Origin of the sequence: Stecheria intestinalis (assembly GCF_009696165.1) — a bacterium.
GTDB lineage: Bacteria > Bacillota_I > Bacilli_A > Erysipelotrichales > Erysipelotrichaceae > Bulleidia > Bulleidia intestinalis.
Genome location: NZ_VUMN01000001.1, coordinates 42560 through 57101, shown reverse-complemented (window position 1 = coordinate 57101; position 14542 = coordinate 42560). Strand labels below are relative to the sequence as shown.

The 14542-nt window shown below is 51.7% G+C and carries 14 protein-coding genes, 1 tRNA gene and 1 other annotated feature; of the genes, 3 read left to right on the top strand and 12 right to left on the bottom strand.

The features are described from left to right. Window positions 1–6: 6 nt before the first annotated feature. Together rsmB and priA are read right to left on the bottom strand one after the other, a co-directional pair. On the bottom strand, window positions 7–1251 hold the full coding sequence (gene rsmB, locus FYJ51_RS00265; protein ID WP_154502013.1) for a 16S rRNA (cytosine(967)-C(5))-methyltransferase RsmB: 1245 nt from the start codon (window positions 1249–1251) through the stop codon (window positions 7–9). A 1-nt stretch (window position 1252) separates the two neighbouring features. Next, window positions 1253–3418: a replication restart helicase PriA gene (gene priA / locus FYJ51_RS00260; RefSeq protein ID WP_105303609.1), complete on the bottom strand. Its 2166-nt coding sequence runs from the start codon at window positions 3416–3418 to the stop codon at window positions 1253–1255. 84 nt (window positions 3419–3502) lie between these two features. On the opposite strand from priA, the gene proC reads away from it, so the two are divergent. Both proC and asnB read left to right on the top strand, forming a co-directional pair. Further along, window positions 3503–4315, top strand: a complete 813-nt coding sequence (proC, locus tag FYJ51_RS00255; RefSeq protein ID WP_105303608.1) for a pyrroline-5-carboxylate reductase — start codon at window positions 3503–3505, stop codon at window positions 4313–4315. A 55-nt stretch (window positions 4316–4370) separates the two neighbouring features. Continuing rightward, window positions 4371–4616 (top strand) — a binding site (T-box leader). Window positions 4617–4657: 41 nt separating this feature from the next. Then, entirely contained in the window at window positions 4658–6244 is a 1587-nt protein-coding gene (gene asnB / locus FYJ51_RS00250; protein ID WP_154502010.1) for an asparagine synthase B, read from the top strand. 80 nt (window positions 6245–6324) lie between these two features. Here the strand turns inward: asnB and FYJ51_RS00245 are convergent, their stop codons facing one another. From FYJ51_RS00245 to sufC, 10 genes are all read right to left on the bottom strand, one after another. Further along, window positions 6325–6483 (bottom strand): hypothetical protein, encoded by a 159-nt coding sequence (locus FYJ51_RS00245; protein WP_154502007.1) that lies wholly within the window; start codon window positions 6481–6483, stop codon window positions 6325–6327. A gap of 94 nt (window positions 6484–6577) precedes the next feature. Continuing rightward, window positions 6578–7351: an HpcH/HpaI aldolase family protein gene (locus FYJ51_RS00240; protein WP_154502004.1), complete on the bottom strand. Its 774-nt coding sequence runs from the start codon at window positions 7349–7351 to the stop codon at window positions 6578–6580. Continuing rightward, the gene (locus tag FYJ51_RS00235) at window positions 7348–7596 is read right to left on the bottom strand and encodes a hypothetical protein (protein WP_105303606.1); all 249 of its coding nucleotides are present in this window, start codon (window positions 7594–7596) and stop codon (window positions 7348–7350) included. Before FYJ51_RS00235 ends, FYJ51_RS00240 begins: the two co-directional genes overlap by 4 nt. Window positions 7597–7696: 100 nt before the next feature. Continuing rightward, window positions 7697–7771: transfer RNA gene (locus FYJ51_RS00230), tRNA-Val, on the bottom strand. 46 nt (window positions 7772–7817) lie between these two features. Beyond that, the gene (locus tag FYJ51_RS00225; RefSeq protein WP_154502001.1) at window positions 7818–8354 is read right to left on the bottom strand and encodes a 5-formyltetrahydrofolate cyclo-ligase; all 537 of its coding nucleotides are present in this window, start codon (window positions 8352–8354) and stop codon (window positions 7818–7820) included. Further along, window positions 8347–9771: a Fe-S cluster assembly protein SufB gene (gene sufB, locus FYJ51_RS00220; protein WP_154501998.1), complete on the bottom strand. Its 1425-nt coding sequence runs from the start codon at window positions 9769–9771 to the stop codon at window positions 8347–8349. The genes FYJ51_RS00225 and sufB overlap by 8 nt, the downstream gene beginning before the upstream one ends. Then, entirely contained in the window at window positions 9768–10232 is a 465-nt protein-coding gene (gene sufU / locus FYJ51_RS00215; protein ID WP_420808596.1) for a Fe-S cluster assembly sulfur transfer protein SufU, read from the bottom strand. Before sufU ends, sufB begins: the two co-directional genes overlap by 4 nt. Window positions 10233–10242: 10 nt before the next feature. After that, window positions 10243–11463 carry an aminotransferase class V-fold PLP-dependent enzyme gene (locus FYJ51_RS00210; RefSeq protein WP_105303603.1) on the bottom strand — a complete coding sequence of 407 codons (1221 nt, stop codon included), beginning with the start codon at window positions 11461–11463 and terminating at the stop codon, window positions 10243–10245. Beyond that, a complete protein-coding gene (locus FYJ51_RS00205; protein WP_154501995.1) occupies window positions 11457–12257 on the bottom strand; it encodes a SufD family Fe-S cluster assembly protein in 801 nt (266 codons plus the stop codon). Before FYJ51_RS00205 ends, FYJ51_RS00210 begins: the two co-directional genes overlap by 7 nt. After that, window positions 12254–13102, bottom strand: a complete 849-nt coding sequence (gene sufC / locus FYJ51_RS00200) for a Fe-S cluster assembly ATPase SufC (RefSeq protein WP_105303601.1) — start codon at window positions 13100–13102, stop codon at window positions 12254–12256. Before sufC ends, FYJ51_RS00205 begins: the two co-directional genes overlap by 4 nt. A gap of 172 nt (window positions 13103–13274) precedes the next feature. Between sufC and FYJ51_RS00195 the strand changes: the two genes are divergently transcribed. Then, complete coding sequence (locus FYJ51_RS00195; protein ID WP_154501992.1) at window positions 13275–14528, top strand: peptidylprolyl isomerase; 1254 nt, start codon at window positions 13275–13277, stop codon at window positions 14526–14528. Window positions 14529–14542 lie beyond the last annotated feature (14 nt).

The window sequence follows — 14542 nt, the reverse complement described above, 5'->3', positions numbered from 1 at the left end:
TGTTATTTATTTTACCATAGCACTCCCCGTTTTGGTGAGGACTGCCGCATAGAAGCCATCACTTTCCAGTTCATACGGAAACCAGGTTTTTTCTGAGATCCTCTCGAATTCCGGATGCCGTTTCAGAAACGTATTCACCTGGTTCTCATTCTCCTTGCGATTCAGCGTGCACGTGCTGTACACCATTCTGCCGCCCTTCTTCAGATACGCAGCCGCATTCTCGAGAATCGAAGCCTGCAGCTTCGTCAGCTCATCCAGGCTCTCCGGCGTGACATGCATGCGGATCTCCGGCTTATGCGAAAGATCGCCAAGCCCCGAACATGGCGCATCGACGAGAATCCGGTCCATGGATTCCGGCTCCATTCCCATAATCGGCTTCGAGGCATCCGCTGCTCGGCAGGAAACGATCGAGACTCCGGTCTTCACCATAAGCTGTTCAATCAGCTTCACCCGCTCTTCATGGAGATCCAGGGCTGTGATCATTCCCTGGTTCTTCATCTCAGAGGCAATCTCCTGGGTCTTGGTGCCAGGGGCTGCACAGGCATCCAGCACGCACATGCCTGGTTCCGCTTCCAGCAGCCGTCCGACTGCCTGCGAGGCCCGATCCTGGATGAGCACCTTCCCTTCATCAAACCACGAAGTTTCCGTCAGGATGCCGTCATACGTAAAGCAGTCTGCTTCCAGAAAATGAACCTTCCGGTCTGAGAACAGTTCTTCCCGGCTGATCTTCAGCGGATTGCGGCGGCCGTAGACAATTGGCCTCTGCTGATCTGCTTCGGCAATCTTCACTGCATTCTCCATCCCGTAATGCGCGCTCCACAGCTTCAATAACCAGAGCGGATGAGAAGTCTCAAATGCCATCCGTTCCAGTTCATCATGAAACTCCGGGGCGATCATGCCCCGCTTCTGCACCTTATGAAGTACGGCATTGACGAATCCCTTCTCTTTTTCTGAAACCAGAGAACACGCCTCATTGATCACAGCATAATCCGGAATGCGGTCGAGAAAGAACAGCTGGTACACACTCATATTCAGAAGTACTGCCGTCTTCTGCTTCACATGCGAAGCAAGGTCTTCCCATTGATAGCTGAGTCTTGTGTAATTGCGCAGCGTTCCGTAGACGATCTCGCTGATCAGCGAACGGTCTTCTCTGGAATAGCCCTCCATTCCTCTCAGGATCAGACTTGCATAGCCATGTTCCAGAACGATGCGGTTCAATGCCTTCCAGGCATAAGCTCTTGCACTTTCCATATCAGTCCAGGGTCATCGGATTCACATCGATCCGGATGTCCTTTGCCTTTCTGTATTCCTCCGTACGGAATAATGCCCGTACGTCTTTTCTCATCTCTTCAAGATCTCTGCCCTTCAGAAGAATCCGGAACCGGAAGCGATCCTGGATTTTCAGAAGCGTGATCACGCCGATCGTCTTGTAAGTCCCGTGCAGAGAATTCTTCAGCCAGAGCGCGGTGCGGTTTCCGGCAGCCTCATCTGCATCAGATACCGTGATTGCGATCAGATACGTATACGGCGGATACATGCCCGCATGGCGGAACTGCATCTCTTTGGCAAAGAAGGTGTCATAGTCCTGATGAGCAGCACACTGCACGGCATAGTGATCGGGGTCGAACACCTGCAGGACCACTTCGCCCGGTTCTTCGCTTCTGCCGCTGCGGCCGGATGCCTGCATCAGGAGATCAAACGTCAGCTCACAGCTGCGATAGTCCGTATGGCTGAGGCCTTCGTCTCCATTCAGGATGCCGACCAGCGTCACATCCGGATAGTCCAGTCCTTTGGCAATCATCTGGGTTCCGAGCAGAATATCTGCCTCATGCCGGCCGAAGGCATTCAGGATCTTCGCATGGGCATTCTTCCTGCCGGTCGTATCTGCATCCATGCGCAGAATCGAAGCTTCAGGAAAAGCAGCCTGCACTTCCTGCTCGAGTTTCTCCGTGCCGAAGCCGTAGGCAGAATAGCCTTCCCGGGCTCCGCAGGATGGGCAGACAGCGGGAACCCGCATCTGATAGCCGCAGGTATGGCATTTGAGCAGATGCTCCTGACGATGATAAGACAATGCAAGATCGCAATGCGGGCACATCAGAACTTCCTGACATGCGCAGCAGCGCAGCGAAGTGCTGTAGCCTCTGCGGTTCAATAGGAGAATCACCTGCTGATGGCGGGCAAGCCGTTCCTGGATCTTCTGCTTCAGTTCATTGCTGAGGATATACGACTCCCCTCTTTTCATAGCTTCTTTCAGAGGGATAATCGTGACTTCCGGCAGGGTATCGTTGATCCGATGATCCAGCGTGACCAGATGATAGACATGCTTCAGGGCTCTGGCATAGCTTTCCAGAGCCGGTGTCGCTGAGCCGAGGACGACTTTGCAATGATGATAGGCACCGCGGTGAATGGCGATATCGCGGCAATGATAAGCCGGCTGATTTTCCTGTTTGTAAGACGTATCCTGCTCTTCGTCCATCACAATGAGTCCGAGATTCTGAAATGGCAGAAATACCGAAGATCTCGTGCCGACCACGACTCTGGCGCGGCCGGAGCGGACCATGCGGTACTGCTCATATTTCTCCTGGGGGTTGAGGCCGCTGTGGTAGATGGCAAGCTCTGTCCCGAAGCGGCTGCTGACGCGTTCAATCATCTGCGGGGTCAGGCTGATCTCCGGCACGAGAATCAGCACCTGCCTGCCTTCTGAAAGCGCGTCTTCCGCCAGGTGCAGATAGACCTCGGTCTTGCCGCTGCCAGTAACTCCGCGCAGCAGGAAAACCATATCCGGACTCGTTCTGATCTCATCATAGACACTTTGCTGGTCTTTCGTCAGAGGCAGCGGCTCTGAAGGATGTTCCGAAACAGTTTCTGCTGCTTCTTTTTCTTTTGTCTCGAGATGAATGGCACCCTTTTCGATCAGCGCTCTGGCCTGGTTCGGATACTGCTTTCTGAGATCGCTGTAGCGAAGCGGCTGATGGTTTTTCACATACTGAAAAGCCTCCAGCTGCTTCGGAGTCAGACTGAACTCTCCCTCGGAAAGCACTGCCCAGTGTTCCATGACGACCCTGGCATTGCTGGTGATGGGCTTGATCTTTCCCGGCAGCATTGCCTGGAAGCAAGATATCGTCGTCGAAAGCGTCGTGTTCTTCATCCATAAAGCAAGGTCATGGAGTTCCGGAGTGATCAGGCTTTCCTGATCGAGAACAGACAGCACCGGTTTCAGACGGCAGTGCAGCCTGGCCTCGGCCTGCTCAAGAGTTTCATCGGTTTCTTCGCACGATTCCACAAATCCTGTCACTTCGCGGTGAGCAAAGTTCACGCGAACGCGCATACCGCATTCTGCAGGTTCGTCTGAAGTATATGTAAATGGCTGATCGATCTGCCGGACAGGATGTTCAATCCAGCAGGAAATGAGATACATAGGCGTCCTCCGGAACTATTCTAGCGTAATTGCATCACGCCTGCATTCCGTTTTATACTTAGGCATTATCGGAGGTATTCTCTTATGGAACAGAAACGCAGATTCACGATCGGGTTTATCGGTCTTGGACATATGGGGCTTGCCATTGCCAGAGGAGCTGCAACCAAAGAGTACGTGGAACGCTATGAGATTGCGGTCTATGACCCCTCTGTCCGCACGGCGAAGCTCTGTCAGGAAGAAAGCTTCACGCAGCTGAACAGCGAGAAAGAAGTGGCAGAGAGCTGCCATATCGTACTGCTGGCAGTCACTCCTCAGCATATTGAAGAAGTGCTGGATCATCTGAAAGGGGCAGACATCCAGTGCCTGCTTTCCATCGTGACCGGCGTATCCATCGGCCATCTGCAGGAGAAACTCGGCAAGGTTCCGGTGATCCGGGCAATGCCGAATACGCCGCTGCAGATCGGGGAAGGGGCTACCGCTCTCTGCATGTCAGAGAACTGCCCGGCAGATGATTATGACTTCGTATTCAAGCTGTTTTCCAGCATGGGGCTTGCCCGCACGCTGAAGGAATCGCAGCTGACCGAAGCAGTAGCGCTCAATGGCAGCACCCCTGCTTATTTCTACTATGTGGTGCAGTGTCTGATGGAAGATGCGGTAGAACGCGGCATTGATGAAGAAGCTGCCCGGGCGCTGATCGTGCAGACGATGATCGGTTCCGGAAAGCTGCTGCAGGAGAACAGAACAAAGCCGCTGGCAGATATGATCGATGAAGTATGCACGAAAGGCGGCACGACGATTGAGGCAATTCAGTCTCTGAAAGACCAGAACCTGAAGAACGTATTCCATGAAGCGGATGAGAAGTGCATTCATCGGGCAGAAGAACTTGGAAATCACTGAGCGAAATTTTTTCAGAAAATGCTTGACATGTTTCTGAAAAATAATTATAACAAACGCAACAGCAATGATGAGGAAAAGTATCCAGCTGAAGCAGCAAAGTGAGCAGCGGAACAGTGAGAACCCTGCCTGCTGACCTGGTGAAAGAACCCCTCGGAGCTTCGGCTCGAACGAGTGCATGCTCTAGTAGAACCCGACGGAGGCAGCCCGTTAGCAAACTGCTTGGCTATGGTAGTAGGCAAAAAGTGATCGGCATTGCCGGTAATCTGGGTGGCACCGCGGAGTACAGTCCTTCGTCCCAAGTATCAGGGATGAAGGACTGTTTGTTTTTTCCGGAGGTCAGATATGTGCGGAATACTGGTAACAACCGATCCGAAAACGGATCAGAAAGCATTTGAAAAAGGATTGGCAGAACTGAAGGACCGCGGCCCGGATATGGGCAGGATCATAGTTCTGAAAGGAAAAGGCATTCTCGGATTCCAGCGACTTTCCATCATGGGACTGGATGAAACCGGAATGCAGCCATTTGAGAAAGATGGTTCGTATGTCGTATGCAATGGCGAGCTGTACGGATTCAGACCAGTCAGGAAAGAACTGGAAGCGGAAGGATACGCCTTCCGTTCGGACAGCGACTGTGAGATCATTCTTCCTCTTTATGAGAAATACGGAACTGGCATGTTCAATCATCTGGACAGCGAATATGCCATGGTCATCTATGACGCGAAGAAGGACTCCTTCATCGCGAGTCGCGATCCGATCGGAATCCGGCCGATGTTCTACGGCTATACCGAGAACGGAAAGATCTGCTTCGGCAGCACGCCGGCAAGTCTGATGCCGATTGCGCATGACATTCATGCATTCCCTCCGGGAACGTATTATGAAGATGGCAGATTCATTCCTTATACGACCATCTGGCATGCGGAAGAGACTTCTTCCGATGATCTGGAGACCGCATGCAAGAAGATTCATGACAAGCTCACGGATGGGGTTCTGAAGCGTCTGGATGCGGATGCCCCGATCGGGTTCCTGCTCTCCGGCGGTCTTGACAGCTCGCTGGTCTGCGCAATTGCGCAGAAAGCCTGCAGCAAGCCGATCAGAACCTTTGCGATCGGCATGGATGTTGATGCGATCGACCTGAAGTATGCAAGAGAAGTCTCTGAATATATCGGCAGCGATCATACCGAGATCACGATGACGAAGCAGGAAGTTCTGGATGCCCTGCCGGAAGTGATCAGGGTTCTGGGAACCTGGGATATCACGACGATCCGGGCCAGCATGGGCATGTACCTGCTCTGCAAGAAGATTCATGAAACCACGGATGTGCATGTGCTCTATACCGGAGAGATCAGCGATGAGCTCTTCGGATACAAATATACGGATTTTGCGCCAGATGCAGAATCATTCCAGCTGGAAGCGGAAAAGCGCATCCGGGAGCTGCATTACTATGATGTGCTTCGTGCAGACCGCTGCATTTCCAGCAATTCCATGGAAGGACGTGTCCCCTTCGGAGATCTGGCGTTTGTCCGCTATGTCATGAGCATCGATCCGGAGCTGAAGCGCAACCATTACCATATGGGCAAGTATCTGCTGAGACATGCATTCGAAAAAGATGAGATTCTTCCGAAAGATATCCTCTTCCGCGACAAAGCTGCCTTCAGTGATGCAGTCGGTCATTCCCTCGCAGATGATCTCAAAGAGTTCGCGGAACAGAAATACAGCGATCAGGCCTTTGAAGAAGGATGCCGGAAATACTCGTGGTGCCCTCCTTATACCAAGGAATCCCTGATGTACCGTGATATCTTCGAATCATTCTATCCAGGCATGGATGATATGATTCCTGCTTACTGGCTTCCGAACCAGACCTGGAAAGGATGCCAGGTTACCGATCCGAGTGCCCGCTATCTTTCTAACTACGGTGCTTCCGGAATCTGATCAGTCCGCCTTCCCTCGAAAAGACTCCGGAGAAATAATCCGGAGCCTTTTTTCTGATTCTGTTCCTGAAAAATCAATCCCTATTTCCGGATCGATGCCTCATATTCATCCAGCAGGTTCTGAGCTTCTGAAAGGTTCCGCAGGTATTCTGAGCCGATTGTCATCAGCTGATCGCCCATTCTGACGCAATGATGCCTGGCAATCCGGATCATCGCCCCCGCAGGCAGATCAGGCTTCATAGCCGCCAAAAAGCGGAATGATCAGCTGCTCATTTAAAAAAGCTGATCCATACAAAAGATCAGCTTTCATTAATTCTGCCCATGACAGCCAAAGCTAATGCTTCTCAAGAATCGCATCATAGCTTCTTCTGCAVCCTGCAAAGCTTTCCTGCCAGAGATGCGTCTCGATCGCAGAGACCATCAGATTCAGACTGCCGGCAAATTGTGCAAGCAGTGAAGTGCTGCCGATGATGCCGAATCCTTTCCCGTATTTCCGGCAGAGATCCGCAACCTTCCGGATCCCCTCAATCTCATCTTCACTCTGAATCACATCCGGATGTCCAGATGAAATCGCAAGATCTGCCGGACCGATGATGGCTGCATCAATTCCTTCCGTTTTCAGAATAGCTTCTGCATTCCGGATCCCTTCCACCGTCTCAATCTGCGCAATTGCAATGGTCCGCTGGTTGTCTTCCTGCATATGGAAAGAGTGGTTTCCGGAACTGGCATAGCCAGTATGTGCACCGCCGGAATAGCTTCTTCTTCCAAGCGGCGGATACTTCGCCCAATCGGCCAGTTTCCTTGCCTGTTCTGCACTTTCCATCATCGGCACCATAACGCCCGATGCCCCGAAGTCCAGGATTCTGGATACCCATGCCCTGCTCAGTTCCGGGACTCTTACAATTGAGGGAAGATCCAGGGCATTTCCGCAGAGCATCAGATCATGCAGTTTCTCATACGGAATGATGCCATGCTCGCAATCATACAGGACGAAGTCCAGACCGGACTGTTTCGCGACATAGAGCACTGCGGGGCTGTCAGAGAACTGAATCAGAACCCCTCCGAGCGGCTTTTCCATCATCCGCTGCTTCAGATTGATCTCAGTCATTTTTTCTCAGAATCCTCCAGGTCATCGTTTTTCATCATTGCATAAAGCATCAGAAGAATTCCCGGCACCAGCATGGTGACCGCATTCGTCAGAACGATTGAAGATAAGGACTGACTTGCAGTCAGCGGATTATACGTACGGAAATCACGGAAGGTAACTGCCGAGAAGATCACGAACAGAATAGAACTCAGGAGATACATCATGTTGATCTGCAGGCGCAGATCAAAGCTGACTTTCTTTTTCATTATGGTCTCCTTTCTGATTGATTCATTATATTACAAGAAAACAATTTTCCTTCATCGAATGCCCGGAATATGCAAAAACCGCATTTCTGCGGTTTCGTGATGGTGGTCGGTATGGGATTCGAACCCATGACCCCACCCCTGTGAAGGGTATGCTCTCCCGCTGAGCTAACCAACCATGCCTAGATAGTTTACCATAGACAGGATGGTTTTGCAGGACTTTTTCACTTCAGTTTTCCCTTTTCGGTCACGACATGATCCAGGGTCACATCCCATGGATCAGGCTCAATGGAAGACATGCACTGACAGGAGAAGGCCAGGCCGATCTTCTTCTGGCAATGAGAAAGAATGCTGTCATAATACCCTTTCCCGTATCCGGTGCGATGTCCTTGTGCATCAAAAGCAGAAAGCGGAACCAGGATCAGATCGAACTGATCCGGAGAAAGAATCTCTCCGCCTTCCGGTTCGAGAACTCCGAACACGCCCGGCTTCAAATCGTCCCTGGAGTGAATGACATGGAATTCCAGAGTATGCTTCAGCGTTTTCGGAACCGCCACCGTTTTCTGATGAGAGAAGCACCAGTCCAGAATCTCTGCGGTTGATACTTCATCGCGCATCGAGACAAAGCAGGAGATGATGTCTGCCTGTTCAAGTTCCGGCAGTACATGCAGAAAGATCTGATGGCTGAATTCTGCACGATCCTCAATAGAAAGAGAAGCACGGTTTCTCAGTCCCGTGCTTCTTGCACTCTGCTTATCCAATAGAATTGGTCATGTCGAGTTTCAGCAGCTGGTTCAGCTCCACTGCATACTCCATCGGCAGCTCCCTGGTAAACGGCTCCAGGAATCCCATGACAATCATCTCCGTTGCCTGGGCTTCCGTGAGACCTCTGCTCATCAGATAGAAGAGTTCTTCTTCACTGATCTTGGAGACCTTCGCTTCATGTTCGATCGTCGAAGTATCGCTTTCATTGATATTCAGCGGAATCGTATCGCTGCGGCTGAGATCATCGAGAATCAGCGTATCGCATTCGATCTTCGCCTTGGAATTAGCGGCTTTCTTCGAGAAACGGATCCAGTCGCGGAAGTTCGTGACACCGCCGCCTCTGGAAACGGACTTCGAGACAATCGAAGAACTCGTATGCGGAGCCAGATGAATCATCTTGGCACCGGTATCCTGGAACTGTCCTCTGGAACCTACGGCAATCGAGATGCAGAGACCATGGGCATATTCCCCTGCCAGAATGCAGGCAGGATATTTCATGGAGATCCGGGCACCGATATTTCCGTCTACCCATTCCATCGTGCCATGCGCATCTACCTTAGCCCGCTTGGTGACAAGGTTCAGAATATTGCCGGACCAGTTCTGCACAGAGCTGTAGCGGCACTTTGCACCTTTGCCGACAAACACTTCGACAACGGCTGCGTGCATGGAGTCCTTGGAATACTGCGGGGCCGTGCATCCTTCAACATAAGAGCATTCCGCACCGTCATCGACGATGATGATGGAGCGCTCGAACTGGCCCATGGATTCCGAATTGATGCGGAAGTAGGACTGCAGCGGCTTCTCAAGCTTGACACCCTTCGGAACATAGATGAAGCTGCCGCCGGACCACACCGCACTGTTGAGCGCTGCGAGCTTGTTATCAGAAGGCGGAACGATCGTTGCGAAGTACTTCCGGAACAGATCCGGATATTCTTTCAATGCACTATCGATGTCAAGAAAGACGACGCCCTTCTGACGTACTTCATCAAGCATGTTGTGATAGACAGCTTCGGATTCATACTGCGTCGTGACGCCGGCCAGATACTTGCGTTCTGCTTCCGGAATGCCGAGACGTTCGAATGTATTCTTGACTTCCTTCGGAACTTCATCCCAGCTCTTCTCTGCTTCCTGGGAAACACGCTTGAAGTACGTGAAGTCCTGGAAGTCGATCTCAGACAGATCCGGTCCCCAGGAGGGCATCGGCATGGACTCGAAGGTCTTCAGGGCATTCAGGCGGAATTCGGTCATCCATTCCGGTTCATTCTTCAGCTTGGAGATTTCGCGGACGACATCTTCATTCAGGCCTTTTCCGGTATCGACGATAGAGACATCCTTTTCCCGGAATCCGTATTTGTAATCATCCTGGGAAGTGATGACATCGTTCTGCTCATTTGCGATCGTTTCCTGGCTCATGATGCTTTCTTCTCACTTTCATCGATCATCTGCTGCATGGCTTTCCAGCCGATGGTCGCACACTTGATCCGGTTTGCCTGCTTGTAGACATTCTTCATGGCCACTGCTTCTTCCAGAAGCTCCGGATCATATTCCTTCTCATCAATCATTGCGAAGTAATCGGCGATGATCTTCTTGGCATCTTCGACGCTCTTGCCTTTGACCAGATCGGTCATCATCGAAGTGCTTGCTGTGCTGATCGTGCAGGCAATGCCGTCAAAGCGGACGTCTTCGATCTTGCCGTCCTTGATGAGCGACTGCACCGTAATGTCATCGATGCAGGAATCGCTTGCCATATGCACGGACTGATAGCCTTCTGCATCTTTCTTCAGTCCGTGGTTATGCGGGTACTGATAATGATCCATGATGAGCTCCCGGAGCACCGAGGGATCATTCAGCATTGTTTCCATTTCACTGCTCATATCAAACCTCCTAGAAGAAGATACCGACTGCGTTCTCAAGATTCGTGTCCTTCACGGCAGCGACGCAGCGATCAACTTCTTCTTTCGTGTTGTAGAAGTACAGCGATGCCCGGATTGTGGAATCGGTGCCGATCACATCATGCAGAATCTTGGCACAATGATTCCCGGAACGGACCGCGATATTGCGGCTGGCCAGATAACCTGCCGCATCCTGGCTGAATACGCCCTTCACATTGAAATCAATCGGGCCGTATTCATTATCCGGGTTGTAGACTTCGACATTATCGAGCTTCTGCATTTCCGAAAGGAAATATGCACGAAGCTCTTTCTCGTATGCATGGATATTGTCCATGCCGATGGACATCAGATACTTTGCCGCTGCACCCAGTCCGATCACGCCTTCGATATTCGGAGTGCCTGCCTCGAACTTCGTCGGAGCTTCTTTCAGCTGCATCGTTCCGCAGGACTGAAAGCGGGCATTCATATCCCCGCCCAGGAAGATCGGATCCATCTGCTGCAGAAGATCATATCTGCCCCACAGGACGCCGACCCCATCCGGGCCGCACATCTTATGCGCGCTGAAGCCGAGGAAGTCGATACCGAGTTCCTTCACATCCACTTTCATGTGCGGAATGGACTGCGCACCGTCGACAGCGACTAACGCACCGTTTTCATGGGCGATCTCGGCAATCTCTTTGATCGGCTGAACAGAGCCGAGGACATTCGTCACCTGGGCAAGCGCGACTGCCTTGACGCCCGGGTGCATTGCCTTTCTGAAGTTCTCAACGGTCAGATTAGCTTCCTTGTCGAGAGGAACATACTCAATGTGAATACCGTAGTCTTCCTGCAGCCGGAAGAACGGCAGCAGGTTCGAGGCATGCTCTGCTTCACTTGTCAGCAGCACATCGCCCGGCTTCAGAAAATTCCTGGCCAGGCCATAGGCAACCTGATTCAGAGAAGCAGAGACATTATGCGTGAACACGACCTCCTTCGGATCGCAGTTGATGAACTTGGCGATGATGGAACGTGTCCCGTCATAGAGACGGTCGTTTTCTGCGGCAATGGCATAGTCGCCGCGATGGACGTTGGACGTATGATGCGTATAGAAATCCGTGACGGCATCAATCACGCACTGCGGCTTCAGAGAAGTCGCGGCGCTGTCAAAATAGACTAGATCCGGATTGTTCCGGAACATCGGGAAATCAGCCCGGATTTTCTCGACATCTAGCATAGGCTGCTGATCTTCCCTTCCAGTTCCTTGCGCAGCGTATTCCGCAGCTCCTCCTGATCGATGACATCTGTGATCGGCATCAGGTACCCCGTGGAGATCAGACTCGTGCACTGCTGCATGGTAAGGCCTCTGGACATCAGGTAGTAGAGCTGATCATCATCAACTCTGCCCATGGACATGGCATGAGATGCCTGCACATCATTCTCATCGATGAGCAGTTCCGGCAGGATCTCCGCATTCTGTCCTTCCTCAAAGGCAAGAGCACGGGAAGTCTGATGAGACTCGCTGGCCTTGGCGCCTTTGACGATCTTGCCGATGGCATCGATCATCAGCTTGCCGCCCTTCAGGACGACTGCGTAGTTCTCGATATTGCCGAGCGTATGCGGTGCGAAGTTCACGACTTCCATCGAGTAGTTCTTATCAGCTCTGACCAGCGATGCGCTGGATACTTTGCCATGGGCGCCGTTTTCCCGGAGGGTCATATAAGTCTTGCGCTTCGAAGCTGCTTCATTGCATTCGCCATAGGCAACGGTCACCTCAGCATCGCCCATGACTTCGTGCGACTCATCGCAGTTCAGCGGTTCTTTCATATCATTCCAGAACAGATAGGAAACTTTGGAGTCTCTGGCATTGAAGGTGCGGATTCTCAATGGTCCGCAATGGATGATCCGGACAAATACCTGGACATTTCCTGAAGCAGAGAAGGTCAGTTCCAGGCTGCGATCCGTATCGATCTCATATTCATGATATCCGTCAGACAGCTGGATATCCTGGTTCACACGAATCGGCGTCATGCGTTCTTCGGACCCTGGACTGCTTCCTTGACGGCACACGTGCCGATACTGCTGAGAACCGGACGCTTGTTCTTCTCTTCTGCTTCTGCGGCCGGTGCTACATTGTATTCCTTGTAGATCCAGTCATAGCCTTCCTTATCGATCTTATCCGCGAGTTCCGGACCGCCTTCCAGCACGATGCGGCCATTGACGAGCACATGCGTGAACTGCGGACGGATCAGCTGATAGAACCGTTCATAATGAGAAACGACAATCAGCGCAAGATCCGTTTCATCATGCATATGATTGATCGCATCTGCGACGATATGCAGAGCATCGACATCGAGGCCGGAGTCAATTTCATCCAGCATGCCTAGAGTCGGCTTCAGCATTTCCATCTGCACGATCTCATTGCGCTTCTTCTCGCCGCCGGAGAATCCTTCATTCAGGAAGCGGTGAGCAAGGTCTTCTTTCATCTGCAGGTCATTGATCGTCTTCTCCATGGCCTTGATGAACGTGAACAGCGGTACCGGTTTGTCTCGGCGCACATTCATCGCAGCCCGTAAGAAGTCGCTGTTGGTGACGCCCGGGATTTCCTGCGGATACTGCATGCCCAGGAAAATGCCAGCCCGGCTGCGCTCATCGACGCTCATCTCGAGAATATTCTGGCCATCATAGGTAATCGATCCGCTGGTCACCTGATACTTCGGGTGTCCCATGATTGCAGCAAGCAGAGTGGATTTGCCATTCCCGTTCGGTCCCATCAATGCATGCACTTCTCTGTCTTTTACCGTGAGGTTGAGTCCCTTCAGTATTTCTTTTCCCTCCACGGAAACGTGGAGATCTTCCACTACAAGGTTCTTCATGTTCTAATCACCTTCCATTTTTCCTTGAGGATTATATCATGTAATGATTTTCTGCGGTTGTCAGATGATCATGCCATGGTTCACAGAAAGTTCAGATTTCATGCGGTTTTCTCAAATTGCAAATGCGTATTCCCTGGAATATAATAGGAAAGCGTTTTTTCAAGGAGGAAGTATGGGAAATTTTCTGAAAAAGAACTGGTTTGTCTCCCTCTTGATTGTCGTATTCGCAGTGATCAGCGTCTACTACATCTACGACACCAACAAAGGCAAGCTGAAAGGAAAGACTGCAGACGGCGAAGACGTCGTCTATGAAGTCAATGGCGATGATGTCACCGCTTCCGAGTTCTACGATTCACTTTACAAGAACAATGGCGGATCTGCCCTGTACCGCGCATTCGCTTCTGCGGTCACCAAGTCCGTGGATACGACGGATGAGATGAAGAGCGAAGCACAGAGCCAGGCTTCACAGATCATCTCGAACTACTATTCACAGTATGGTTCCAGCTATCAGAGCACGCTGAACAGCCAGCTGAAGAACATCGGCTACAGCGGATATGATGATCTTCAGAACTACCTGATCGACTATCTCAAGGAACAGCAGATCACCGCTGACTACGCAAAGGCCAACTTCGATGATCTGAAGATCCGCGACATCTCGTATATCCTGATCAAGTTCGAAGATTCCTCGAAAGCAAATCCGGTTCCGACTGAAGATGAGAACAGCCGCATGACCGCAGTCGATAATTCCCTGGCATCCGGAACGGATTTCGCTCAGGTCGCTGCAGATTATTCGGAAGATTCTTCCACTGCTTCCAAGGGCGGCGTGCTCGGCGTCATCGACAAGAATGTCACGAGCCTCGATGCCGACTTCCTGGCGGCTGCGCTCGAACTGAATGAAGGCGAAGTCAGCGACTGGGTCTACAGTGAGAACTTCGGCTGGTTCAAGATCAAGTGCAACTCCGCAAGTGCTGATACGATAGCGGCGGTGTATGCTGCAGAGCAGAATGCCACCTACACCTCTTCCGCAGAAGCAACTGCTTCTCCGACACCGTCTGCTTCTGCATCTTCAGAACCGGCTGTGATTGATGAAGATGCTCCGTATAACGATCTGGTTTCCAATTATGATACCAAACTGATGCCGACAGCTCTCTGGGCTAAGGCACAGGAGCTTGGCATGACCTTCACGGACAGCGAGACTGAAAGCCGTCTGAAGTCCTACCTCGGTCTCTCTGACAGCACTGATTCTTCGGATACCGAAGCTTCTGCTTCTCCGGAAGCGACTGAAGAAACTGCTTCCCCGGAGGCTTCCGCATCGGCTGATGCGAGTGCTTCACCTGAGGCTTCTGCAGGTGCAGATGCCACTGCTTCTGCTGAGGCAAGCGCTTCCGCAGAACCTTCTGCCAGCGCATCGGCAGAGTCGAACTGAGGAGGCGGAACGAA

Bases quoted from the DNA above. Each gene is read 5' to 3' on its own strand.
- rsmB (WP_154502013.1), bottom strand. From the start codon at position 1,251: ATGGAAAGTGCAAGAGCTTATGCCTGGAAGGCATTGAACCGCATCGTT.
- priA (WP_105303609.1), bottom strand. From the start codon at position 3,418: ATGTATCTCATTTCCTGCTGGATTGAACATCCTGTCCGGCAGATCGAT.
- proC (WP_105303608.1), top strand. From the start codon at position 3,503: ATGGAACAGAAACGCAGATTCACGATCGGGTTTATCGGTCTTGGACAT.
- asnB (WP_154502010.1), top strand. From the start codon at position 4,658: ATGTGCGGAATACTGGTAACAACCGATCCGAAAACGGATCAGAAAGCA.
- FYJ51_RS00245 (WP_154502007.1), bottom strand. From the start codon at position 6,483: ATGAAGCCTGATCTGCCTGCGGGGGCGATGATCCGGATTGCCAGGCAT.
- FYJ51_RS00235 (WP_105303606.1), bottom strand. From the start codon at position 7,596: ATGAAAAAGAAAGTCAGCTTTGATCTGCGCCTGCAGATCAACATGATG.
- sufB (WP_154501998.1), bottom strand. From the start codon at position 9,771: ATGAGCCAGGAAACGATCGCAAATGAGCAGAACGATGTCATCACTTCC.
- sufU (WP_420808596.1), bottom strand. From the start codon at position 10,232: ATGAGCAGTGAAATGGAAACAATGCTGAATGATCCCTCGGTGCTCCGG.
- FYJ51_RS00210 (WP_105303603.1), bottom strand. From the start codon at position 11,463: ATGCTAGATGTCGAGAAAATCCGGGCTGATTTCCCGATGTTCCGGAAC.
- FYJ51_RS00205 (WP_154501995.1), bottom strand. From the start codon at position 12,257: ATGACGCCGATTCGTGTGAACCAGGATATCCAGCTGTCTGACGGATAT.
- sufC (WP_105303601.1), bottom strand. From the start codon at position 13,102: ATGAAGAACCTTGTAGTGGAAGATCTCCACGTTTCCGTGGAGGGAAAA.
- FYJ51_RS00195 (WP_154501992.1), top strand. From the start codon at position 13,275: ATGGGAAATTTTCTGAAAAAGAACTGGTTTGTCTCCCTCTTGATTGTC.